Raw genomic sequence first — 23,817 nt, forward strand, 5'->3', positions numbered from 1 at the left:
CTGCAAATTTGTAATTATTTTATGAACTGACCTTCGCTTTTTTATTAATTTTGCAAACAACGTTATTAGCTAATTTAAAACATCGATATAATGAAATTTACAAAAATCATAACGGCACTAGCAATTTCAGGTTTAGTACTTGTAAGCTGCAAAAAAGAAGAAGACAAAAGCTTAGCGGTAATAAATGCTGACAAAACAGTTACTAAAGAACACAAAGCAATTGCCGCGGAAAATGTACAAACAGCAAGTTTTACAATCGAAGGAATGACTTGTGCGGTAGGTTGTGCAAAAACTATCGAAAAAGAACTATCAAATCTTGAAGGTGTAGAAAAAGCTGCCGTTGATTTTGATAAAAAAACGGCAACAGTTACTTTCGACAAAACAATTCAAAACCCTGAAAATTTAACTAAAGTAGTTCAGGAAACAGGGGATGGAAAAACATATAAAACTTCAAATATCAAATCTTAATAAAAGATTTATAGAGTACTGAAAAACAAAAGAAATAATACATTTCAAACAGTAGTAAACTCAGGATTACTACTGTTTTTTTTTTAAAATTATTTAAATCGATTTCACTCACAGCAATAATAAATTAATATAAAAAATAATGAACCTTAAATTTAGCCATATAGACATTTTAGTTAAAGACCTTCAGGTAGCCTGTGATTATTACAGACAAATCCTTGGAGCCGAAATCTCAAAGAAATTCACTTGGGAAAGAGGAGAACTTCATGTCGAATATGCTGTTGTAAAAATGGGTCAGGAACGATTTATGCTGGTGAAGCCTTTTTCGGGAAATTTAAAAAACCTATTAGATACTAAAGGTGAAGGAACTATTTATCGTCATTGTTATTCTACTCCGGACATTGAAAAAGTTTTTGATGAATTGGTCTCTAAGGGAGTTCAGCCGGAAGATGAAAATGGAAATCCTTTGTCATTAGAAAGCCTTAATTCTCCCAGCGGAATTCGAATTATTTGGCTTCCAAAACGTTTTGGAGAATTCTCAATCGAAATACTCGAAGAAGCAGGACTTCAGGATTTTATGAATGATGCATTTTCGGCTTCTTAGTTCAATGCAATTTTTAATTACATCACTTTAAAACATAAAAAAAGCATTCAGTTGAATGCTTTTTTTATTATTTCCATTTTAATGTTTCCATCAACTGTCGCATATCATTTTTGATATAACTGGCTGCCGGCATAATTGAATCGAAGTTTGGTTTTGCATAAAAATAAACCGATCCGGTTATAAAATGTTTTGTACTGTCTGTAACGTAAAATTGAGAGTTTGTAGCAGCGTTTCCATCAACTTGATAAAACATTCCGTAAACCTTTTTTTCAGGGTTTAAATATGGCTGTTCTAATATATCATCCGCTTTTATTACATGCTCGTAAGTTAGTTTCTGAGCATCTTTAAGCAATTTTTCGATATCGCCGTTTACTGGTTTATAAGTTAAATAAATGGTAGCTTTCATTTTGGGATACGTAATTGCAAAACCACAATTTTTTTCGCCTTTTATAATCGCAGCTTCATTCATTTGAAAAGAAAATGGACAATTACCTTCAAAATTAGCATATGTAGCTTCCGGATAATCCAAACGTAAAAAACTTGCCGGTTTTGGCATCACATCATCTTTACAGCTTACAAGTGTTAGTGTTAGTAAAATTGTCGCTACTGAAATTATTCTTTTAAGCATTTTATTCTATTGTTACTTTTATTTGTTTTACACGTTTTTTATCAACTGTTTCTATCGTAAAAATACAGTTCTCAAACGCTATTTTTTGATCTTTTTTAGGGAAATTCCCCAGAATCTCAAGGATAAAACCGGCTAACGTTTCGGCTTCCCCTTTATGTGATTCAAAAATATCTTCATTTACATCTACAATTCTGTAGAAATCCTTCATATTGATTTTACCTTCAAAAAGAAAATTCTTTTCATCTATTTGAGAATAATTCAGGTTTTCATCATCAAACTCGTCACTTATATCGCCTACAATTTCTTCTATAACGTCTTCTAAAGAAACCAATCCGGATGTTCCGCCATATTCATCAACCACAATGGCCAAATGGCTTTTAAGACTTTGGAAATCCTTTAATAAATTGTCGAGTTTTTTATTCTCGGGAACAAAAAAAGGCTCTCTTAATAAAGATGTCCATTCAAACTCTTTTTTATCAATATGAGGCAATAAATCCTTAACAAACAAAACGCCTTCTATTTGATCGATATTGTCTTTATAAACAGGAATTCGCGAAAATCCTTTGTCGATTATTTTGGGATAAATTGAAGCAAATGATTCTGATATCTCTAATGCAAAAATATCAATCCTTGGGCTCATTACCTGTTTTGTATCCGTGTTTCCAAAAGAAACAATTCCTTCGAGTATTTTTTGCTCTTCGCTTGATGTCCCTTCAGAATCTGTAAGCTCTAAAGCCTGTGAAAGCTGATTGATCGAAAAATTATTCTTCTGTTTCCCTAATTTATTCTGCAAATATAAGGTAACCTGACGCATAGGCAAACTTATTGGCGAGAGTAATTTATCTAAAAAAGAAATTGGGTATACTGCCCATTTCGCAAATTTTATATTGTTTCGACTGGCATAAACTTTAGGTAAAACTTCACCGAATAGTAAAATCAAAGTTGTTACCAAAGTAACTTCTAAAACAAACTTAAATACTGGTGAAATAACATTTGAAAAAATATTTTGTCCAATAAAAGAGAATAAGATAACAACTCCAATATTGAAAAAATTATTGGCTACCAATAAAGTAGCTAAAAGTTTTTTGGGTTTATCTAAAAGACTGGAAATAATTTTTCCTTTTGAAGTATCTTCTTGTAAAGTATCTTCGATGTCTTTTTGAGATAAAGAAAAAAGTGCTACTTCGGCACCTGATACAATTGCTGATAAGAACAGCAAAATAAATATTCCGACAAAACCAATAATTAAATTGATGTCTAAGTTAGTAGAGAAAAATAAACTGGGCTCCGGGTCCAAATCAAAAAAGATTAGTTAAACAATCAAAAAGGCAAATCATTTATAGGCAAGCCTTCGTTACTCGCTTCAAAGTTAGCATTTTTTGCGGATTCTGACTCGTGATTTTGTTTATGATTTGCTACTTCTTTTTTGGTAGTCAAGAAAGTAAACTCCGTAACCTGAATTTCGGTTGTATATTTTGTAGTTCCGTCTTCGGCTTGCCATTGACGCGATTTTATGCGCCCCTCGATATAAATTTTATCTCCTTTAGAGAGATATTTTTCACAAATTTCAGCCGCTTTATTGCGTACTACTAAATTATGCCACTCTGTAGAGGTTATCTTTTCATTGGTCGTTTTATTAATATAAACTTCATTTGTTGCCAACTGAAAACGTCCAATACAATTTCCTCCATCAAAATAATGCATCTTTACATCATCGCCTAAGTGGCCGATGAGCATCACTTTATTTAATGTTCCGTTCATAGTTTTTGTGGTATTTATCTCAAAGATACATTTTTTTAGCAATTTATTTCTTGCTTTTTTATAAAATTATAAATCACAATAGGAAAAGGAAATGTTTCCAAACTAACTGAGTCTACTCCATTTTCAATTATTTCATTGATTTTAATTTTCCAAAACTGAATATGCAAATGCTGATGCGAAAGTTTATGAATAACCGTTGCATGGCTACAGTCTTCTATACCTAATATAGTATAGTTTGAAAATATATCATTTTGAACAGTTTTTGAAACAAAATCAAAATCAACAATTTCCTGTGCTTCTAAAAGAGGAAACTCATATAGATTGTGCCAAATTCCTTTTGCGGTTCTTTTTTGGATTAAAGTATTACCCAAAACATCTTCTAAAATTAAATAATTAAAAAATCGATTGGTTACTTTTACCTTTTTAGTCTTTACAGGCAAAACATCTACTTTCTTTTTTTGCAATGCCGCGCAGCTATTTGAAAAAACACAAACAGAACAGTTCGGACTTTTAGGCACACATTGCAAAGCACCAAATTCCATTATGGCCTGATTGAAAATTGCAGGATCGTCCTTTGGCATTAATTGACGTGCCAGTTCTGTAAATTCTTTTTTAGTTGCCGGTAATGTAATATCAGATTCAATATCAAAATAACGGGAAAGCACTCTAAATACGTTTCCGTCTACTACAGGAACAGGTTCATTATAAGAAAAAGAAGCAATTGCAGCGGCTGTATATTCACCAACACCTTTTAATTTTAACAATTCAGTATAAGAAGGAGGGAAAATTCCATTTAACTCATTTGCTACATATTGAGCCGTTTTATGCAAATTTCGGGCGCGAGAATAATACCCTAAACCCTGCCAAAGTTTCAAAACTTGCTCTTCATCGGCATTTGCGAGATCAAATACCGTAGGAAATTCCTCTGAAAAAGAAAAAAAATAGGGCGTTCCCTGCGCAACTCTAGTCTGTTGCAACATTATTTCTGATAGCCAAATTAGGTACGGATTGGTCGTTTTTCGCCAAGGCAAATCACGTTTGTTTTGTAAATACCATTTTATCAATATGTTAGAAAAATCCATCGTAAAATACTTAGAATACAAAAGTAAATGTTTATGTAATTAAAATTTAACGAATTAGCTTGATTAATTATTTTTTTAATTCCTATATTTGCAAACTCAAAAAAATAGTACATCATTTATAAATAAAATAGGAAAGAAAATGACGAAAGCAGATATCGTAGCGAAAATTTCAGAGAAACTAGGTCTTGAAAAAGGAGATGTTCAAGCAACAGTAGAAACTTTTATGGAAGAAGTTAAAATTTCATTAGAAACTGGTGACAATGTTTACCTAAGAGGTTTCGGAAGTTTTATCGTAAAAACAAGAGCTGAAAAGACTGGAAGAAACATCTCTAAAAACACCACTATCAAAATTCCAGCGCACAACATTCCTGCGTTCAAACCTGCAAAAGTTTTTGTAGAAGGAGTAAAAACAAACAACGAAGCAAAATAATACTATTAATTAATTATAAAATCGACACGATATGCCAAGTGGTAAAAAAAGAAAGAGACATAAGGTAGCTACTCACAAAAGAAAGAAAAGAGCGAGAGCTAACCGTCACAAAAAGAAAAAGTAGTTTTAAACTACTTTTTTCTTTTTAACGTTCATTGAAATTGAAAAAAGATGAAAGAGTAAAGAAATAGAAAATAGACGTAAAAATCTATTCTCTTTGTTCTATTCTCTACTAATCTTCTTTTCCCCGGGTTCAATACCTGTTAAAAATATTGTTTAATCCATCTGTAGATAAGATTTTAGATTTTAGATTTCAGATTTTAGGCTTTACTAAGTCTTTATTCTTTACTCTTTACTCTATTTTCTGAAAAAACAGATAAAAATTTACAGTGTGAATAAAGAATTAATCATTAGATCTAGTTCTGAAGCCGTAGATTTTGCCTTATTAAAAGATGGAAAACTAATTGAATTACATAAAGAAGAAGAGAAAAGCAATTTTCAGGTTGGTGATATTTTTATTGCCAAAATAAGAAAACCAGTTGCCGGACTTAATGCTGCTTTTGTAAATGTAGGCTTCGAAAAAGATGCCTTTTTACATTATCACGATTTAGGACCTAACTTAGCTTCTCAATTGAAATTCATAAAACTTGTAAGCGCAGGTAAATTAAAAGATTTCTCCCTAAAAACCTTTCAGTTTGAAAAAGAGATTGACAAAGATGGCATCATTACTGATATTTTAAGTGCCAATCAATCTGTTTTAGTTCAAGTTGTAAAAGAACCTATATCTACCAAAGGTCCAAGAATAAGCGCTGAGCTTTCATTGGCAGGAAGATTTATTGTTCTCGTTCCGTTTTCTGACCGAGTTTCTATTTCACAAAAAATAGAAGACAAAAAAGAAAAGGATCGTCTAAAAAAACTTGTTCTATCTATCAAACCAAAAGGATTTGGTGTTATTGTTCGTACAGTAGCCGAAGGCAAAAACGTAGCCGAATTAGAAAAAGATTTGCAGAACCTGCTTGCCAGATGGACTGCAATGTGTAAAAAATTACCAACTGCTCATCATCCATCAAAAGTATTAGGAGAGCTTAACAGAGCTTCTTCAATATTAAGAGATGTTTTTAACGATACCTTTAGTGGTATCCAAATAGATGACGAAGAGTTGTACCATCAAACGAAGGAATATCTGCAAGAGATAGCCCCTTCAAAACAATCGATTGTTAAGTTTTATCAATCAAACGACACTCCAATTTTTGAGAAATACAATATAGAGAGACAAATCAAAACTTCATTTGGAAGAACGGTTTCAATGAGCAAAGGCGCTTATCTTATTATTGAACATACTGAAGCTCTTCACGTTATAGACGTAAATAGTGGAAATCGTTCGAATAAGGCGACTAATCAGGAAGATACCGCCATGGAAGTAAATATGATCGCTGCCGCTGAAATTGCCAGACAACTTCGTTTGCGTGATATGGGTGGAATAATCGTAGTTGATTTTATCGATATGTCTAATCCTGAAAACAGGAAGGTTTTGTTCGACTTCTTGCGAGAAGAAATGAGCGACGATAAAGCAAAGCATAAAATCTTACCGCCTAGTAAATTTGGTTTAGTTCAAATTACCAGACAACGAGTAAGACCCGAAGTTAATATTAAAACTAGAGAAGAAGATCCAAACAATGAACATGGCGAAATTGAAGCGCCAATTTTAATCATTGATAAAATCACCTCTGATTTAGAAAGAATTTTAAAAACCCACAAGGGTGTTGTACTTAATGTACATCCGTTTGTGGCTGCATACCTCAGTAAAGGTTTTCCATCATTACGTTCAAAATGGTTTTTTGAACATAAGAAATGGGTGAAAATCATACCTCGTGACGCTTACACGTACTTAGAATATCATTTCTACGACAAAAAAGGAAATGTTATCAAAGAATAAAACAAGAAACCGCCTCTCGAAAGATTGGCGGTTTTTTTGTGCCCTTTTTTATTTTATTAGCCACGAATTCACGAATTATTATAAGTTTTAATTCGTGAATTCGCGGCTGTTTTTTTAGGAGCAATTTCCAGCTATTCGTTACAATCTTTTATTTTTTAAAGAAAAAAATAAAAGGATTTCCACTTCTATCTGGGCTAGGCACTCGTTTTCATAAGAAGATTATTTACTTATATTTTTTATTTGAGTAAAGAAAAATGAACTACATGCAGATATAAAGCAAACTATTAAAACCGAACTAATAACAAATTTTGTTTCACCATCACCCAATATTGTGAAATTTATAAAATCAAAATATTCAAAAGCAGACACAAAAACGCTCAATAAATAAACTAAAAAAACAAATAAACTACTTTGACGAAAGTTTGAAGATGATGCGTAATTATTAAAAAGATGTAACATTGAACCAATTGGTAAAAGAAGCGTATAAAAGAAAAGCCATAAAATAGTAAATTCTCCATTTTTAAAAAAGAATCCAAAGCCATAATGATAATTAAAAAATACTGATCCTAAAATAATTATCAGATACAGACACGTTTGTTTCATATATTATATTTTAGTTTTTTATTCTCTCACAATTTCAACTTTTCTCCTTATTTCATTTCCAAATTCATCAACTACAGTAACATAATGAAATCCTGCTGTCATCAAAATTGGTTTTTCATGAAAAACTTTTGTTTCGCCTTTGTAAACATTATCAACGTACCAAAACAATTTATTTTCTCTTTGCGAATAAGCTACTTTAAAAATTACCGGCTGTATTTCACTATTAAAATCTTTCGTTAGATAAATTTTACTGTTTACTTTCGGATAAATAAAATCCATTGAGGTGGTTTGCGCTCCCATACAATCTTCCTTAAAAGGAGGCAATGGCAGGTATTCGATATGTTTACCTTTGTAATACCAAGCCATAACCGGAGGCAAAACAAACCAATTTTTAACTACGATATTCTCTACATTTTCACAACTGCTATTAACCTGAAATTGTTCTGTTTGATCTAAATGCACAACTTTATGATACGGACAAATTGCTGTCGTTTTTCCTTTTTTAGTAACCCATTGTTTTATTTTCGGGCAGCCCTCTTTTGCCAGATAACCACTTAATTTGCAAACTTCTACCTCATCTAAATCATTATAAGGCGTTTCGAACCATTTTTGTCTTGGCAGTAAATTAAAAACATCAAACAAAATAGGAGCCGCACTTGTAACTCCTGTCAAAGTTGGCCTTCCCTCGCCTGTTGCATTTCCAACCCAAACACCCACTACATATCTCGAATTTGTTCCGATAGCCCAGGCATCACGATTACCAAAGCTGGTTCCGGTTTTCCATGCGATTTTTAACGAACTGTCATAAAACTTCCAGGCTTCGTCTCCTTCTGGTCGGTTTACTTCTTCCATTGCGTTATACGCTAGCCAAATTGAGCCGGCACTTAAAATATTCTTCTGATTCGTTTCGTCTCCAAAATCAGCCTCAAAATTATTTTCGTAATTCAGTTCTGCAAACTCTTTTGTTCTGTATTTTCCGTGACTTTTATTAAAATAATTTACCGTCGAAGATAAATTTGCATATGAACGGCATAAATCCCACAGATTACTTTCGGCTCCGCCAAGAATAAGCGATAATCCGTAATGATCCGGCGTTTTATTAATATCCCTTAATTTAAATTTCTGCAATTCTTCATAAAATTTATTTACGCCAAATTCCTGCAGCATTAAAACAGCCGGAATATTTAGAGAACGGGACAAAGCTCTATGCGCAGGTACAGCTCCATCAAAAGTTAGATTAAAATTTTCTGGCGTATAACCCGAAATCTGAGTTGGTACATCTGCAACCAAAGTATTAGGCAAAAGTTCACCATCATCGAGCATTGCAGCATATAATAAAGGTTTTAGAATACTTCCGGTACTTCTTGGCGCATCAATAATATCAACATCTTTTTGGTGATCTTTATCTGTTGGCGCATTCCCAACATAACTGATTACATTTCTGTTTTTGACATCAACCACCAAAATTGCCAGATTATTAACTTCGTTTTGTTTGTATTGATTGTAATAATATTTCGCAATTTGATTTACTCTGTTTTGTAAAGCAAAATCAACCGTGGTTTTTACTTTTGTTCCTTCCTGATTTTTAGCAACTCGCTGTAATAAATGAGGTGCAATTTGAGACAAATTATACGGTTTTCCGGGCAATGGCTCATCAACAGAAAGTTCATAGGTTTGTTTGTCTATTATACCTTCCTGATTTAATTTCAATAAAAGTCTATTTCTTTTTTCTAATAATTTAATCTGATTTTTTCCTGGATAAATTAAACTTGGTGCGTTTGGCAAAACTGCTAATGTTGCGCTTTCTGCCCACGAAAGCTGAGTAGATTTTAATCCGAAATAACGCCAGGAAGCCATTTCAAGTCCAACTACGTTTCCGCCAAAAGGTGCATGTGCAGCGTAGAGATCTAAAATTTCATCTTTCGAATATCTTAATTCTAAGCGTGTTGCCAGAATAAGCTCAATGATCTTCTCAAAATAAGTTCTGTTTTTTCCTTTTCGAGAAAGCCTTATTACTTGTTGGGTTAATGTACTTCCACCGCGAACTACTTTTCCGGCTTTTCGGTTTTGTTTGATAGCATTAACCATTGCGACAGGATTAAAACCTGGATGCTTATAGAAATATTCATCTTCAAAATAAACAATGCATTTTTTAAATTTATCGGGAACGCTATCTTGTTCCGGAAAACGCCATTGCCCGTCGCGAGCAATTTTTGCGCCTAATAATTCTCCTTCTTTACTTTCAATAACGGTAGAATAAGGTTCCTGAAATAAAGTTCGTGGCAACGAGAAATAATAAATCAGCAAGAGTAAAAATACAATTGCTGATTTTATTTTATTTCTTTTTATCCAGTATAAAATGCGTTGAAAGAACGCTATAAGTTTATTTTTCAAAACAATTTCATTTTAGCCCACTGATTGTGCGGATTAAACGGATTTACACAGATTATTTTTTTATTAAATCTGAAAAACAAAACTAAAAACCAGTGTAAATCCGTTTAATCCGTTCTATCCGTGGGCAATATATTTACTTCACAACCTCAACCCAAAATCCTTTAGTTCTTGCTAAAAACGTATTATCATACATCGCTTCGCATTGCAATCCCGGTAAATAATAATTTCCTAAATAAGATGCATTCAGGAGAATTCTAAATACTTTGGTCTCGCCTGCTTTCATTCCAAAATAAAAATTTGTCCTGTCATCACGAATATCAATATAATCTGCAATATTGTTTGTTGCATCTCCGTAGTCAGTAAAACGGGTATTTACGATTTCAAACCCGGAAGGAAGAATTTGTGACAATGCTACATTTTCAACATGTTCATTTCGTTGATTTCTAACCGTAACTTCTGCAACAAATTCAGTTCCTTGTGTAATTCTCGAAACATCTATTGTTCCGCCTTTACGATTTTTGAAAACAATTCCGGCCGAAACATCATTTTGAACAACATTTTCCTGCCCAATTGGTAAAATTCCTGTGTTTAATACACGAACATAAATGGTGTTCTTTTTATTATTTTTTAAAGTAATACTGTTTGATCCTGTTTTTACCACCAAACTTCTGTCTGCAACTGTTTTTGATGTTTTTACTACCTGAGATTTACCGTCTTTACTAAACTGAACATCAATTCCTTTAGCACCATTATTTGCAGCAAATTTAGACATTGCATATAGGCAATATGCTGTTGTTTGCGTACTCATCCATTGGTCACTTGCCATGTTTTTAGCCAGTTTTATAGCCATTGCAAATGCTTTTTCTTTTTGCCCTAACAACAACATCGTTTCAAGAGCCATTGCCCTGTTTCTGGCGCTTGAACCATAATAATAGTAATTATAATCACTTGTTTCATCTTCAATTTTACTATGTAAAAACAGGTTTTGACTTGCTGATTTTTGTCCTGCCAGAATATAAGCGGCAGCCAATCGCAATTTACTTTCATTAGAAATTCCTTTTGTTTCTCTTAATCTGTTCATAGAAGATAAATCTGAAGAACCAGCCAAAGCCAATGTGTATAAACGATAAGCTTGTGCCAGATCATTTCCATAACGAGGCTCAAATCGCCATTGTTTGGCTTCTTTTTGTTGGTATGAAAGCCATTTTGATTTAAAATTAATAGGTAAAACATAGCCTTTTTTCTCTGCCTCAATCATAAAATGTCCAGCGTATGAAGTTCCCCAATCATCGGCAAGCGTATTTCCCTGCCAATAAGAAAGCCCTCCGTTTGGCAACTGAAAACCTCCCAATCGATTTATTCCGGCCGTAACATTCTTTTGAATCAGTTGTAAACGTATACCATCAATATCAGCAACTTCATTTAAAAATAATTGTGGAAATACAGAGGAAGTAGTTTGCTCTACGCAACCATGTGGATATTGAATAAGAAACTGTAATCTTCCGTTTAAATTAATTGTTGGCATTGATGAAACTTCCAACTTACCTTTATTACTTCCTGAAACTCCAAACGTTTTCCAGCTAATTGTTTTAGAGCTATTAGGTTCTAAAATCACATCTGTAAACGTATTCGTTACCGGATTTGGATTCGTCATATCAATTTCAACATCATAAACTGATTTTTCGTTCCCGGAAGTTGCCACAATTTGCACTTTTCCAATTCCGGTTAAACTGCCTACGGCCAGATTAAAATAAGCCATTTTTTCATCTGGTTGTGCAAATGTCAATCTTTGTGATGCACTTCCAATAACTTTCAATCCATTGCTGGTTTTGATCTGAACTGAAACATTTTTAATATTTTTTTCCATTGCAAAAACCGTAACTGGAATCGTTACTTTTTCTGATGGTGAAATTTTTCTTGGTAATGAAGCCAATACCATCAACGGACTACGAACCGGAGTTGCTTTTTCGACACTTCCGTATGCACTTGTATTGGCGTCTCCCGCCACAACCATTGTTCGCACTGAACCAATGTATTTTGGCAATTTGATCTGATGTGTTTTTGTTTGTCCTTTTTCTAATTTAAAAGGTCCCAGGTAAACCACAACCGGTTTAAAACGATTGGCTTTTTTAGCTTTTCCCCCGCCTAAATCCTGATCTCCCCCAATACTGAAAATCTGATTTACTTTTCCACCATACGCACCAATAACATCATTGTAGACATCCCAGGTTTTTACGCCCAATGCTTCACGCACATAAAAACTATCCCAGGCATTTGGCGTTTTAAAACGTGTCAAATCCAACAAACCTTCATCAACAATTGCAATCGTATACGTCATTTCTTTTCCGGATTGCTCATTGACTTTTAACGAAAATGTCTGTTCCGGTTTTAGAACATCCGGCATGGTAATTTTAGGAGAAAGAATCGTGTTTTTATCCACAACTTCGATCGGAACAATTCCGTACATTCTTATTGGCGAATCGTTTTTGGTCGTTGCGTGTGGTTGCAAAAGTGTAATATTAAAATACACATTTGGCGCCATTGCGGCTGTAACCGGAACTTCAACTTTTGTTTCGCCTTTTTTAGTTTCAACCCAAAGCGTCTGCACAACTTTTGATCCGTTTTCTATCGAAACCAGTGCGCGTCCACCTTCACTTGAAGGGAAAGAAATTTGCACTTTTTCACCTACAGCGTACTCTTTTTTATCGGTAGAAAAAACAAGCATATTGGCTGTAGAAGCATCTGTATTTCTGGTTTTTCCAGACCAGATTGGCCAATCGATATTTACGGTTAATGCAGATGCATGTCCGCCTTCTTCATCTGAAACACGAATTAAATAACGTCCCCATTCTTCATCTGTCAAGGCAAATTGAAAACTTCCTTTTCCGCTTGAATCTGTATTTACTTTAAAAGTTTTATATGAAGTTGTTGCTTCTGATGAATTGTAATTGGATAAGTTATCGCTTGAGGCATCCCACCACCAGCGCCATTCAACCTTATATAATTTTACTTCAAGATCTTTAACAGATTTTGGCCTTCCATTTTCATCAACGGTAACGATGTCAAATTTGTTTGCTGTTCTGGTTTCCAGCATTCCGTATTTGTTTGGTTCAGGCGATTTAACCCCCACATATGTTTTATACGGAGAATAAGTTGTCGAGATAACATCGGTACTAAAATCTCCGCCTTCTTCATAAACTTTGGTAACAAACGCAGCTTTCAGCATTCCCGGTGCCTGACCTTGTAATTTTGGATCTATATTTACGGATGCTCTTCCGTTTGCGTCTAATTTTCCGGAGAAAACATTTACTTCTTCGGTACTAAACTGACGTACTAAATCATCAAAAACATATTTAGGATAATTTTTGAAAGTTGTGCTTTGCTGCGAAAATTTAGCCTGCATTTCTACATTCAGATTCTTGGCAATCGCACCGTGAAGCCAGGTTACTTCAAGATTACTTGTATTAGCATGCGACGAAGATAAAATAGGGTTTCTAAAACTGTTCTTGATTTTTAAACGATTTGGTTTAATCGTTTCTATTTTGATGCTTTTATAATATTTTGCTCCGCCTACGCTTACCATCGCTTCCCAATTTCCGGTTGGCGCGTCGGGATCTGTTGGAACCGTAAAAGCGTAATGATTTAATTCATTCGTTTTTTGTACGGCTTGATACGTCACTTTTCCATTCGGATCTGTTAACCTGAATTTTATCGGATGCGCTTTGGGTAATTTATTCGCAGCATCATTTAAAATAAATGATAAATACAAATTATCGCCCGGACGCCAAACGCCACGTTCTCCGTAAATAAACCCTTTTAATCCTTTTTGTAAAGTTTCGCCGGAAACATCAAAATTACTTACCGAAAGTGAATTCCCGTCGTCAAGTTTTACGTAAGTCGATTGATTTCCTAAAGTGACAATGGCAAAATAAGCAAATTTATCTAACTGAAATGAAGCGATTCCTTCACTGCTTGTTGCTGCTGTTGCCAGTTTTTGTTGCTGAAAACTATAGAGATCAACTCTTGCATTTGAAACCGGTTCGGTTGTAATAATATTATTTACAGCAAAAAAATACGATTTGTTTTCGTCTCTTTTGGCAATTACGCCTAAATCTGAAGCTAAAATATTGGTCCCTATTTTGGCATTATAATAATACGAACCTGTACACGGATCCTGACTTTCTCTCCATTCATAATCATCATAATAATAATCGTCGTAAGAGTTTCCACTGTAGTTTACGTCATTTTCATCGACTTCTTCCTCTTCTTCTGCAGAACTATCATCGCTTTCAGAACTTTCGCATTTGTATAAAGAATAGGCTTTTTTATAAGAGAACTCAACTCTGTAAATTGCGCCGGGTTCCGGACTTATAATTTTAGACAAATCCAAAGCAAAAGTGTTCCATTTACTTGGATTTATTAATGAATTTTCTTTAAGATTAAGTCTCGTTTTGGCAATAGGCTGCGAAACTCGTTTTAGGTTTTGTGTTCCGTTTAGTTCATTATTTTGAAGAAATTGTAAAATGTTGTTTTTATAGATTTTATACACTTTTACATCAACAGCACTTAAATTTACGGCTTCGAAATTCAGTTTTAAATTACTTGAACTTGGCAGGATTGTTCCGTTTTTGATAAGGCGAACATTTGGTTTTATCTGGTCAAAAGAGATCTTTTCAGTATAATTATTTTTCATTTTCTGACCGTACTGACTTTCAATTCCCTGAAAAACCTCCAATAATAATTCACCTGAAACAACTGCTGATTCCGGCTCTGGTTCTTCTACAACTTCTTCCTCTACAACCGGTTCTGCGACTGCAACAGTATCCACAGCAACACTTGCAGAATCAACTACTGCGCTTGTAGAATCTACAGCAACAGCTTCGGTTTCAACTTCAACTTCGTGTACAACTTCTTCAACTGGTTTTTGATTGCTGAAATAAACTTTAAGAATATTTCCCTGAGTTGAGAACTTCAGATTATTGGTGTTTTGTATGGAAACCAATCCTTTAAAATCCTGACCTTTTTCTAATGGTTCAGAAAAATTGATCAATACTTGTTGGTTATTATCATCCGGAATATCGACTTTGACAATCTTAAAATCATTAATAGCTGTAATTGGAAAATCCATTTTGCCTTTTTGGTCGATATCAAAATCATTTCCATCATATGCAATCTCCAGATTACTTTCTGAATCTAATCGTTGAATGCTATCAATTATAAACTTAAATTCTTTTCCTGAATTTGGCGTTTTATTAAATTTAATTTTAACCTTATTTCCGTTTTGAGAAGCTTCAACCAATTTTTGGGCTGTTTCTAAATCTATATCATCTGCTGTTTTAAGAACGCAATTCAGATATTGATATTCTTTACTATAAGACTGAATATCCAGCGTATTGATGGTAAAATCCTGTTTTACAGTTTTAACAGTAAAATTAAAATCAGAAAGATCAGTTTTATCATCATCTGTTTTTTTAGGAAGTTCAATTAACTTATCTAAGTGTAATGTTACCTGATATTCTGTTCCTGCTTTTAGTTTTTCCTCTGGAATAAAAGCAATTGTATTGCTTGAAAGTGCCACTACTTTTCCGTCTACACTTGGCGAAATATCAAACAAATCGTTGTCTAAAACCTCATTTACTTTCCATTCTTTTTTATCGAAAGCCAAAACAACACGTATATCCGATTGTGCTGAGACAATACCACCCGTAAAACTTGTTATGTACTCTTTGAATAATGAAAAATCAGAGTTGAAATCTGATTTTTTGCCACAGGCCTGAAAAATTAAAAACACAAAAAACACGTAAACTAATTTTCTTGCTTTCACTTTGATAAAGGAGTTAATTGTTACAAATACTGTTAAATATAAAGAAAATGCGGTTTGATGATCTTAAAATCATATTAACAAAACACTAATTATATTCTAGTAAATGTATACTATTTTCCGAAGTATTTAAGAGGAAAATTCAGTTGCCTGAATTATTTTTCAGAAATGAAAAGAAAGAATTATTGATAGCTTTTAGCAGAAAAAATGTTTTCACATTTCTATACCTAATTTGGACAAATTTTCATCCATCTCACAAAAATGCTCCTCGGTATTGGCTGAATAAAAAAGTTGATTATTACTCATAATTATAATAACATCATCACTATAATTTCCGTAAAATTTTATTCCCTCACACCATTGTTTAAAAGCAACGTTTTTATTTTTGTAGTTTTCAACGATAAAATCTATCTCATTTTGATTCAACTCTTTAAATGATTCAGATGGAAATTGAAGTGCAAAAGCGGCCTGAAGAAAAGCCATTGCAGTAAAAAACTCTAATAAGGTTTCTGTTTCTAACTGCCATTTTTCTTGATCATAACTTATATAAACTGGCGGATTAGCATTTAATAAATCCTGTTTATTGATTCCCCAAACACAAGCTCTTTGATTCTCAGAATAAAATATCAAAAAGTCATTGTGCTGATAATATTGAAAGCGTTCAGGTACAATTAATAAATCTTGTGTGTGATTTAGGTTCTGAATTTTACCCAATTCAGTGTAATAATCAACAAATACTTGTGGAAGATTACCAAAAATATTTTTAATAGTTTCTATTTCTTTATTTGCAAAACCATTAGATTCTGAAATGTGAAATAGTTTTTTTATTGTTGAAAAATCAGTCATAACATTGTTATCATCAAAAATATTATTTACGCCTTTCGATAAAAAAACGCTTCATTAATTCGGCCGCTTCATTGGCCATTACTCCGGAAACAACGGTTGTTTTTGGATGCAGTTTTGTTCCCATTACCATAAAACCGCGCTGTTCATCGCGGGCGCCAAAAACGATTTTTGAAATCTGACTCCAATACAAAGCTCCTGCACACATTTGGCAAGGCTCGAGCGTAACATACAACGTGCAATCTTTAAGGTATTTTCCGCCCAGAAAGTTTGCGGCAGCGGTTATGGATTGCATTTCGGCATGAGCCGTAACATCATTTAATAACTCTGTCAGATTATGACTTCTTGCAATTACTTTATCAGCCACAACAATGATGGCGCCAACAGGAATTTCGCCTTTTTCGTAGGCCATTTCAGCTTCCTGCAAAGCTTTTTTCATAAAGTACTCGTCGGTGAAGGGATTTATCATAGCTGCAAAAATACTATTTTGAAATAATTTTTATTGATTTAGACATCATAAAAACATTGGCAAATCTTTAGTTTTTAATTTCTTCTGTGTTTATAAAAATTAATTGCCTCATAAAATCACTTTTTTTGAGGCGATTAATATCGATAATCGCCTCAACTGTTAAATAAATCATTCTTGCTGAAGATTTTCGTTTCATTTTTTTATTACATTTAAATCCTGATATTCAATTATGGAAAGAAATTTTAAAATAACAATTCCTGAGCCTTGTCATGAAAACTGGGATCAAATGACTCCAAAAGACAATGGTCGTTTTTGTCTGAGTTGTTCTAAAACAGTTGTTGATTTTACATCAATGCTTCCTGAGGAAATTCAGCAATATTTTATTTCACATAAAAATGTCTGTGGAAGACTTAAAAGTGAACAGCTAAGTGAAATAAATATTAAGATTCCATCTCAAATATTACACAGCCAAATCCATTATAGAAAAATGTTTTTATTGGCACTTTTTATAGCTATGAGCACTACATTATTTAGTTGTCAAGACAAAGACGGAAATAAGAAAAAAATAGATACAATTGAAGTTGTAGAAGATATCAAACCAGAACAACACGCTACTACCGGAATTATTTTGATGCCTGTAGACAAACTTAACGCCGAAGAACATTCTCAATCTGGACAAGAGGAGCCTCAATCCGAACATTACGGAATTATTTATAATTCAAATGATTTAGACGTTGCAGCTGTTCCTAAAAATGGAATAAAAAAATTCAATTCTAATTTTTCAAAAAATCTTATCACAGCAAAACAAGGAGAAATATCCGTTTTATTTGTGATTGAAGGCGACGGAAGTCTTAGTAATTTTAATATACTTGAAAATACAACGTCAGCAAGTGAAAAAGATATTATCGGAATTTTAGAAAAAACTCCAAAGTGGATTCCGGGTAAACGAAAAAATAGAATTGTTCGCTCCACTTACACTTTGCAAATTCCATTTAAGTAATAAAGAATGAAACAAAAAATTACAATTCCTGAACCCTGTCATGAAAACTGGAATAAAATGACTCCTTCTGAAAATGGCCGCTTTTGCCTAAGTTGTTCTAAAACCGTTATTGATTTTACAGTAATGCTCCCTGAAGAAGTACAGCATTTTTTCATTCAAAATCAAAGTGGAAATATCTGCGGAAGATTTAAGAAATCTCAATTAGATTCGATAACGATTCAAATTCCGAGTCAGGTTTTATACACGCAAATAAATTATCATAAGATGTTTCTTTTGGCATTATTTGTTGCCATGGGAACAACTCTGTTTAGCTGTAAGGATACAAATGGAAATAAACAAAAAATTGATACGATAGAAGTTGTTGATAAAACTGAATTAGAAAATAATATGACTACAGGAAAAGCACTTCGTGGGAAAAGTGAAATTCCGCCACCACCATTGCCAAAATCAGATTCAGTAAAATTTGAAAAAGAAAAAACTCAAATAAAAAACTCAAAGATATTTAAAGCTAAACCAATTAATTCCTGCGAAACAATAAAGAAAGAAACTGTTGTAGAAGATGTGATTTATAATGGAGGTACCTCAATTGAAACAAATGCAGAATTCCCTGGTGGTATTGAACAATTGTACAACTTTTTTGAAAAAGAATTTAAAAAGCCTGAAGACGTCAATATTACAAATCCTAAGATTAGAATTTCCTTTTCAGTAGAAAGAAACGGTTCTATGCTTTTTTTACAATCTGTACCAGCCATTGACAAAATTTTAGAAACAGAAATTATAAGAGTTTTAAGCCTATGTCCTAAATGGCAGCCTGCAGAATCTAATGGAAGAAAAATAAGAATGCAATATTCCTTACCACTAGTAATAGAATAAACCTAAACTCACACTAACTTTAATAGTAAAATTTTACAATCGATCTTTGATTAAGAAGTGTTAGCGAATAAATATGATGATGACAATAAAGAGCTCTATACCCTGAAAATAAATTTAAAACCGTAAATTTGTTTTTTACTCTACAATGAAAAGCAATTTACTTTCAAACATATTCAATCCAGCCGATTTACGCCTTTTACAAGAGACGCAATTACCTCAAATTGCTCAGGAATTACGTCAATTTATTATTGATATTGTTTCTGTTAAAGAAGGACATTTGGGTGCGAGTTTAGGCGTGATTGAATTGACAATTGCCTTGCATTATGTTTTTAATACGCCCGAAGATTTATTGGTTTGGGATGTTGGACATCAGGCTTACGGACATAAAATCCTGACTGAAAGGCGAGAAAATTTTCATACCAACAGACAAATAGGCGGAATTTCCGGTTTTCCTAAAAGAGGTGAAAGTGTTTATGATACTTTTGGTGTTGGACATTCTTCAACATCAATTTCTGCGGCACTCGGAATGGCGATTGCCTCTCAACTAAAAGGTGATTTCAACAAACAGCATATTGCAGTTATTGGCGATGCTTCTATAGCTTCAGGAATGGCTTTTGAAGGTTTGAATCATGCCGGAGTTACAGATGCTAATATTCTGGTAATTTTAAACGACAACGCAATTGGAATTGATCCAAGTGTTGGTGCTTTAAAAAAATACCTCACAGCGGTAAAAAACGGGAAAAATCCGAAGCAGAATAATATGATCAAATCTTTGAATTTCGATTATTCCGGACCAATTGATGGTCATGATCTTCCAACTTTAATCAAAGAATTAAACCGTTTAAAAAAAATAAAAGGCCCTAAATTCCTTCATATTGTTACAACAAAAGGAAAAGGTTTACAGCAAGCTGAGGAAAATCAGGTAAAATATCATGCGCCTGGAAAATTTGATGCTTTAACCGGAGAAATTCATTTGAAATCTGAAGAAAATCTTCCTCCAAAATTTCAAGATGTTTTTGGTTTAACCCTTTTGGATTTAGCCAAAAAGAATGAAAAAATTATCGGAATCACACCCGCAATGCCATCCGGAAGTTCTTTAAAATTCATGATGGATGAAATTCCTGAACGTGCTTTTGATGTGGGCATTGCAGAACAACATGCTGTAACGCTTGCCGCCGGAATGGCAACTCAGGGCATGATTGTATATTGCAATATCTATTCGACATTTTTACAGCGTGCCTACGATCAGGTTATTCATGATGTGGCTTTACAGGATTTACCTGTTATTTTTTGTCTGGACAGAGCAGGTTTGGTTGGCGAAGACGGAGCAACGCATCACGGTGTTTTTGATATTGCTTATTTAAGATCAATCCCAAATATGATAATTTATGCGCCAATTAATGAAATTGCGCTTCAAAACATTTTATATACTGCTCAATTTGGACTAGAGCATCCTATTGCAATTCGATATCCGAGAGGTCGGGGCGTTATTTCGAATTGGGAAGTAGAAAATTTCGGACAATACGAAAATATTAAAATTGGCGACGGAAATTGTCTAAAAAGCGGTACAGAAACAGCCGTTTTATCTACTGGAACAATTGGCAATAATGTGATTGCTGCCTTAAACGAATGCGGAAATCCTAAAACTATTGCCCATTACGATTTTCCATTCATTAAACCTTTAGATCACAATATATTACATTATACTTTTGAGAATTTCAAAACCCTTATTACTATCGAAGATGGTGTCATCAGCGGAGGTTTTGGAAGTGCTATTCTTGAATTTGCAGCAGCAAATAACTATACGAATAAAATACAAATTCTGGGCGTTCCTGATGTATTTATTGAGCATGGAACTGTCTTACAATTACAACAATTATGCAAAATTGACGTTAAAAGTTTAGCAAATCTTTTTTCTAACCGTTCAAAATAATTATTTTGCGCAGTCAAAAAAAAAATCAAAAGTTAACCTAATGAAATTATTTCGATTCACCATCTTATTATTCCTTTTTAGTTTTTCAATTACGACGTCTGCTCAAATTATTCGAACTACGCTAGATCCTTCCCAATTGCCAAAAATTCCTTCAAACTGGACAAAGAAAAATCAAATAGGTTTTGATATTTCAGAAATTGCGTTTGTTAACTGGAGCGCGGGGGGAACAAGTTCTATCTCTGGTTTATTTAAAGGTGAATTTGGAAGAACTTATGCCAAAGGAAATCATAAATGGGTGAATGAACTTATTGTAAAATATGGTTTAAATAAACAAGATGGTACCGAATTAAGAAAAACGGATGATGCTGCTCAGTTGAACTCTACTTACGGATTTAGAAAAGACACTTTATCAAACTGGTATTATTCTGCCAAGTTTAATTTTAACACGCAATTTACAGACGGTTACAATTATCCTAATAGGGATATTGCAATCTCTAAACCATTTGCACCGGCCTATATCTTTTTAGGAGCCGGAGCTGAGAATTCAAACAAGCAAAAAGACAGAACATTTTATTTCTCTCCAATCACGTTAAAAACTACTTTGGTATTAGATCAATATTTAGCAAATCAGGGATCTTTTGGTGTTAAAAAAGCCGTTTATATAACTGATCCTAATGATCCTGCAAGTCAAATCTTAGTTGAAGAAGGACAAAAGGTAAAAGCCGAATTTGGTATTTTATTCACCGGATATATGAAAAGCGAAATTTATAAAAACGTTTTTTATGAAAACAGGCTAAGTTTATATACCGATTATCTGAACAAATTTGGAAATGTCGACATTGATTATGACACGCGTATAGACCTTGTAGTTAATGCTTATGTAAAAGCAAACATTGGGGTTCATTTAGTATATGATGATGACATCAAAACCAAAATAGATGTTGTAGACCCGGTAACAGGAACAACAAGTCAGGTTAATGACGGACCAAGAGCTCAGCTAAGACAAGTTCTGGGTGTAGGTCTTGTATATGCTTTTCAGTAATTAGTTATTCTTTCTTCCGTTAATAGTTTCGAATAATTCTAAAGCATTTCCATCTGTTAAAAGAGAAACAAAATGACAAATATGAAGCAAACGTTCGTATAAGTTAGTTTTATCTAAATGATGCTTTTCCGGCAGCATTTTTAAAATTAAATTATCATAATTGGATGCCTTTCCTTCATATTTGTTATTAAAAGCTGTTATAAATTTATCCAGCAAGGTTTGAATAATTTGATAACCCACAATTTCCTTTTCAATTACTTCACGGCTTTGATAGATTTTCTCAATACTTAATTTGATAATATCATCCATTTGAGCTTTGTATTTACTTTTATCTGTTAAAGCAAAAGGAAATTTTCCAGCCAGGATTGCTTCTTCATTTTCAATAAAAACATCAACCGCGTCGTTTATTAAAGCTCCAATTGCTAAAGCTCTTAAATAACTAATTCGATCTTCTTTGGTCTCTAACATTTTATATTTTGAAACGCCAATATTGTCTTTCACAAGCTTTATTAAATATTCTAAAGCGAAATCTTCAGAAACTAAACCAAGATTTATCCCATCCTCAAAATCAATAATTGTGTAGCAAATATCGTCTGCAGCTTCTACCAAATATGCAAGAGGATGTCTTTCAAAACCAATATCTTCGCCTTCTTTATTGGCAATCATTCCCATATCCTGAGCTACTTCTTCAAAAAATGATTTATCAGTCTGGAAAAACCCGTATTTTTTATCGGCAATATTGTTTGTTGGTTTTTTAGGAAGGCTTTCTTTGGGATATTTCATAAAAGCGCCTAAAGTGGCATAAGAAATTCTAAGTCCGCCCTCAATTCCCGGACGACTGGCTGTAAGCACAGAAAATCCATTGGCATTTCCTTCAAAATCAATCAAATCCTGCCATTGTTTTGCCGTTAGTTTATCTTTATGTTTCAGTCCGTTTCCTATTGAAAAATATTCACCAATAGCTTTTTCGCCAGAATGACCAAAAGGAGGATTCCCTATATCATGCGCCAAAGATGCCGCCGCTACGATAGCACCAAAATCATTCATATGGTAGCCATGAATTTCTTTTAAGTCCGGATATTTTTCGATAATTTTTTTTCCAACCAAACGCCCTAAAGAACGCCCTACAACCGACACTTCCAAACTGTGTGTCAATCGTGTGTGTACGAAATCTGTTTTTGAAAGGGGAATAACCTGAGTTTTATCCTGCAAAGATCTAAAGGCTGACGAAAATATAATTCGGTCATAATCTACCTCAAATCCTAAACGGGTATCATCTTGTTCTGCACGTAATCTTTTGTTAGTATCGCCTTGACGTTTGAGTGATAAAAGTTGTTCCCAGTTCATTATTCAATTTTAGATTTGTGATTTTAGATTGTAGATTGTGGATCTAAATGTCAAAAATACATTTTATTTTAGGATTTTATAGCGATTAAAACTCTAAAGCTGTGCTATGTTTAATTTCTCCCATGACAAAAATACTGTTGGTATTTCCAATATTTTCTATGGTTGATAATTTATTCATGACAAAATCCTGATAACTAGCCATATCCTGAACCAGTATCTTTAGCATAAAATCGTAATCTCCGGCAATATTATAACATTCTATAATTTCAGGAAGTGCCACAATATCTTTCACAAAATTACTTCCTACATTTTTTGCATGCTCTTTTAGGCGAACATTACAGAAAACCGTCATGCCGCGATTCATTTTTTTCTTATCTAATAAAGCAACATATTTAGTAATATATCCGTCGCGTTCCAGTCTTTTTATACGTTCATAAACCGGCGTTACCGTCAGAAATAATTTACTTGCGAGGTCTTTTGTATTGATATTGGAGTTTTCCTGCAGGTGTTTAAGTATCAACAAATCGGTTTTATCTAAGTTTTCCATAGTAATTTTTACGGCTAAAGTTCTTTTAAATACATTTCA

At 33.5% G+C, this 23,817-nt stretch carries 18 protein-coding genes; 8 read left to right on the forward strand and 10 right to left on the reverse strand.

From position 1 onward, the window contains the following. Positions 1–90 precede the first annotated feature (90 nt). The gene (locus tag AC4FQ3_RS07515) at positions 91–468 is read left to right on the forward strand and encodes a heavy-metal-associated domain-containing protein (RefSeq protein ID WP_042566194.1); all 378 of its coding nucleotides are present in this window, start codon (positions 91–93) and stop codon (positions 466–468) included. A 139-nt stretch (positions 469–607) separates the two neighbouring features. Beyond that, positions 608–1,069, forward strand: coding sequence for a VOC family protein (locus AC4FQ3_RS07520; protein WP_491181456.1), 462 nt, complete (start codon positions 608–610; stop codon positions 1,067–1,069). A gap of 67 nt (positions 1,070–1,136) precedes the next feature. Here the strand turns inward: AC4FQ3_RS07520 and gldD are convergent, their stop codons facing one another. From gldD to mutY, 4 genes are read right to left on the reverse strand one after another with little or no spacing between them, the layout of a single operon-like run. Then, complete coding sequence (gene gldD / locus AC4FQ3_RS07525) at positions 1,137–1,697, reverse strand: gliding motility lipoprotein GldD (protein WP_042566192.1); 561 nt, start codon at positions 1,695–1,697, stop codon at positions 1,137–1,139. A 1-nt stretch (position 1,698) separates the two neighbouring features. Then, the gene (locus AC4FQ3_RS07530; RefSeq protein ID WP_491181457.1) at positions 1,699–2,994 is read right to left on the reverse strand and encodes a gliding motility-associated protein GldE; all 1,296 of its coding nucleotides are present in this window, start codon (positions 2,992–2,994) and stop codon (positions 1,699–1,701) included. A 23-nt stretch (positions 2,995–3,017) separates the two neighbouring features. Beyond that, positions 3,018–3,458, reverse strand: coding sequence for a single-stranded DNA-binding protein (locus AC4FQ3_RS07535; protein ID WP_042566190.1), 441 nt, complete (start codon positions 3,456–3,458; stop codon positions 3,018–3,020). 35 nt (positions 3,459–3,493) lie between these two features. Next, positions 3,494–4,540: an A/G-specific adenine glycosylase gene (gene mutY, locus AC4FQ3_RS07540; RefSeq protein WP_073394931.1), complete on the reverse strand. Its 1,047-nt coding sequence runs from the start codon at positions 4,538–4,540 to the stop codon at positions 3,494–3,496. Between the two features lie 139 nt (positions 4,541–4,679). Here mutY and AC4FQ3_RS07545 point away from each other — a divergent pair, with 139 nt between their 5' ends. Next, positions 4,680–4,970: an HU family DNA-binding protein gene (locus AC4FQ3_RS07545; RefSeq protein WP_042566188.1), complete on the forward strand. Its 291-nt coding sequence runs from the start codon at positions 4,680–4,682 to the stop codon at positions 4,968–4,970. Between the two features lie 391 nt (positions 4,971–5,361). Continuing rightward, a complete protein-coding gene (locus AC4FQ3_RS07550; RefSeq protein WP_042566187.1) occupies positions 5,362–6,906 on the forward strand; it encodes an Rne/Rng family ribonuclease in 1,545 nt (514 codons plus the stop codon). Positions 6,907–7,527: 621 nt separating this feature from the next. Here AC4FQ3_RS07550 and pbpC read toward each other — a convergent pair. From pbpC to AC4FQ3_RS07570, 4 genes are all read right to left on the reverse strand, one after another. Next, the gene (gene pbpC / locus AC4FQ3_RS07555; RefSeq protein WP_491181458.1) at positions 7,528–9,903 is read right to left on the reverse strand and encodes a penicillin-binding protein 1C; all 2,376 of its coding nucleotides are present in this window, start codon (positions 9,901–9,903) and stop codon (positions 7,528–7,530) included. Between the two features lie 133 nt (positions 9,904–10,036). After that, entirely contained in the window at positions 10,037–15,727 is a 5,691-nt protein-coding gene (locus AC4FQ3_RS07560) for an alpha-2-macroglobulin family protein (protein WP_491181459.1), read from the reverse strand. A 210-nt stretch (positions 15,728–15,937) separates the two neighbouring features. Then, positions 15,938–16,570 carry a hypothetical protein gene (locus AC4FQ3_RS07565; RefSeq protein ID WP_491181460.1) on the reverse strand — a complete coding sequence of 211 codons (633 nt, stop codon included), beginning with the start codon at positions 16,568–16,570 and terminating at the stop codon, positions 15,938–15,940. Positions 16,571–16,592: 22 nt separating this feature from the next. Continuing rightward, positions 16,593–17,036 carry a nucleoside deaminase gene (locus tag AC4FQ3_RS07570; protein WP_491181461.1) on the reverse strand — a complete coding sequence of 148 codons (444 nt, stop codon included), beginning with the start codon at positions 17,034–17,036 and terminating at the stop codon, positions 16,593–16,595. 229 nt (positions 17,037–17,265) lie between these two features. Between AC4FQ3_RS07570 and AC4FQ3_RS07575 the strand changes: the two genes are divergently transcribed. The 4 genes from AC4FQ3_RS07575 (at position 17,266) to AC4FQ3_RS07590 (ending at position 21,884) form a co-directional block, all read left to right on the forward strand. After that, positions 17,266–18,036: a hypothetical protein gene (locus AC4FQ3_RS07575; RefSeq protein ID WP_491181462.1), complete on the forward strand. Its 771-nt coding sequence runs from the start codon at positions 17,266–17,268 to the stop codon at positions 18,034–18,036. Between the two features lie 6 nt (positions 18,037–18,042). Continuing rightward, a complete protein-coding gene (locus AC4FQ3_RS07580) occupies positions 18,043–18,909 on the forward strand; it encodes a hypothetical protein (RefSeq protein ID WP_491181463.1) in 867 nt (288 codons plus the stop codon). A gap of 145 nt (positions 18,910–19,054) precedes the next feature. Then, a complete protein-coding gene (locus AC4FQ3_RS07585; RefSeq protein ID WP_491181464.1) occupies positions 19,055–20,842 on the forward strand; it encodes a 1-deoxy-D-xylulose-5-phosphate synthase in 1,788 nt (595 codons plus the stop codon). A 40-nt stretch (positions 20,843–20,882) separates the two neighbouring features. After that, positions 20,883–21,884 carry a DUF3078 domain-containing protein gene (locus AC4FQ3_RS07590; protein WP_491181465.1) on the forward strand — a complete coding sequence of 334 codons (1,002 nt, stop codon included), beginning with the start codon at positions 20,883–20,885 and terminating at the stop codon, positions 21,882–21,884. Here the strand turns inward: AC4FQ3_RS07590 and AC4FQ3_RS07595 are convergent, their stop codons facing one another. Both AC4FQ3_RS07595 and AC4FQ3_RS07600 read right to left on the reverse strand, forming a co-directional pair. Next, positions 21,885–23,231: a deoxyguanosinetriphosphate triphosphohydrolase gene (locus AC4FQ3_RS07595; RefSeq protein ID WP_491181466.1), complete on the reverse strand. Its 1,347-nt coding sequence runs from the start codon at positions 23,229–23,231 to the stop codon at positions 21,885–21,887. A gap of 85 nt (positions 23,232–23,316) precedes the next feature. After that, positions 23,317–23,778: an Lrp/AsnC family transcriptional regulator gene (locus tag AC4FQ3_RS07600; protein WP_042566180.1), complete on the reverse strand. Its 462-nt coding sequence runs from the start codon at positions 23,776–23,778 to the stop codon at positions 23,317–23,319. Positions 23,779–23,817: the final 39 nt, after the last annotated feature.

The sequence above is a fragment of the Flavobacterium sp. AK-345 genome (assembly GCF_058310175.1).

What these genes read in the sequence shown, in the direction of transcription:
- AC4FQ3_RS07515 (WP_042566194.1), top strand. Translation starts at nt 91, where the DNA reads ATGAAATTTACAAAAATCATAACGGCACTAGCAATTTCAGGTTTAGTA.
- AC4FQ3_RS07520 (WP_491181456.1), top strand. Translation starts at nt 608, where the DNA reads ATGAACCTTAAATTTAGCCATATAGACATTTTAGTTAAAGACCTTCAG.
- gldD (WP_042566192.1), bottom strand. Translation starts at nt 1,697, where the DNA reads ATGCTTAAAAGAATAATTTCAGTAGCGACAATTTTACTAACACTAACA.
- AC4FQ3_RS07535 (WP_042566190.1), bottom strand. Translation starts at nt 3,458, where the DNA reads ATGAACGGAACATTAAATAAAGTGATGCTCATCGGCCACTTAGGCGAT.
- mutY (WP_073394931.1), bottom strand. Translation starts at nt 4,540, where the DNA reads ATGGATTTTTCTAACATATTGATAAAATGGTATTTACAAAACAAACGT.
- AC4FQ3_RS07545 (WP_042566188.1), top strand. Translation starts at nt 4,680, where the DNA reads ATGACGAAAGCAGATATCGTAGCGAAAATTTCAGAGAAACTAGGTCTT.
- AC4FQ3_RS07565 (WP_491181460.1), bottom strand. Translation starts at nt 16,570, where the DNA reads ATGACTGATTTTTCAACAATAAAAAAACTATTTCACATTTCAGAATCT.
- AC4FQ3_RS07570 (WP_491181461.1), bottom strand. Translation starts at nt 17,036, where the DNA reads ATGATAAATCCCTTCACCGACGAGTACTTTATGAAAAAAGCTTTGCAG.
- AC4FQ3_RS07575 (WP_491181462.1), top strand. Translation starts at nt 17,266, where the DNA reads ATGGAAAGAAATTTTAAAATAACAATTCCTGAGCCTTGTCATGAAAAC.
- AC4FQ3_RS07580 (WP_491181463.1), top strand. Translation starts at nt 18,043, where the DNA reads ATGAAACAAAAAATTACAATTCCTGAACCCTGTCATGAAAACTGGAAT.
- AC4FQ3_RS07585 (WP_491181464.1), top strand. Translation starts at nt 19,055, where the DNA reads ATGAAAAGCAATTTACTTTCAAACATATTCAATCCAGCCGATTTACGC.
- AC4FQ3_RS07590 (WP_491181465.1), top strand. Translation starts at nt 20,883, where the DNA reads ATGAAATTATTTCGATTCACCATCTTATTATTCCTTTTTAGTTTTTCA.
- AC4FQ3_RS07595 (WP_491181466.1), bottom strand. Translation starts at nt 23,231, where the DNA reads ATGAACTGGGAACAACTTTTATCACTCAAACGTCAAGGCGATACTAAC.
- AC4FQ3_RS07600 (WP_042566180.1), bottom strand. Translation starts at nt 23,778, where the DNA reads ATGGAAAACTTAGATAAAACCGATTTGTTGATACTTAAACACCTGCAG.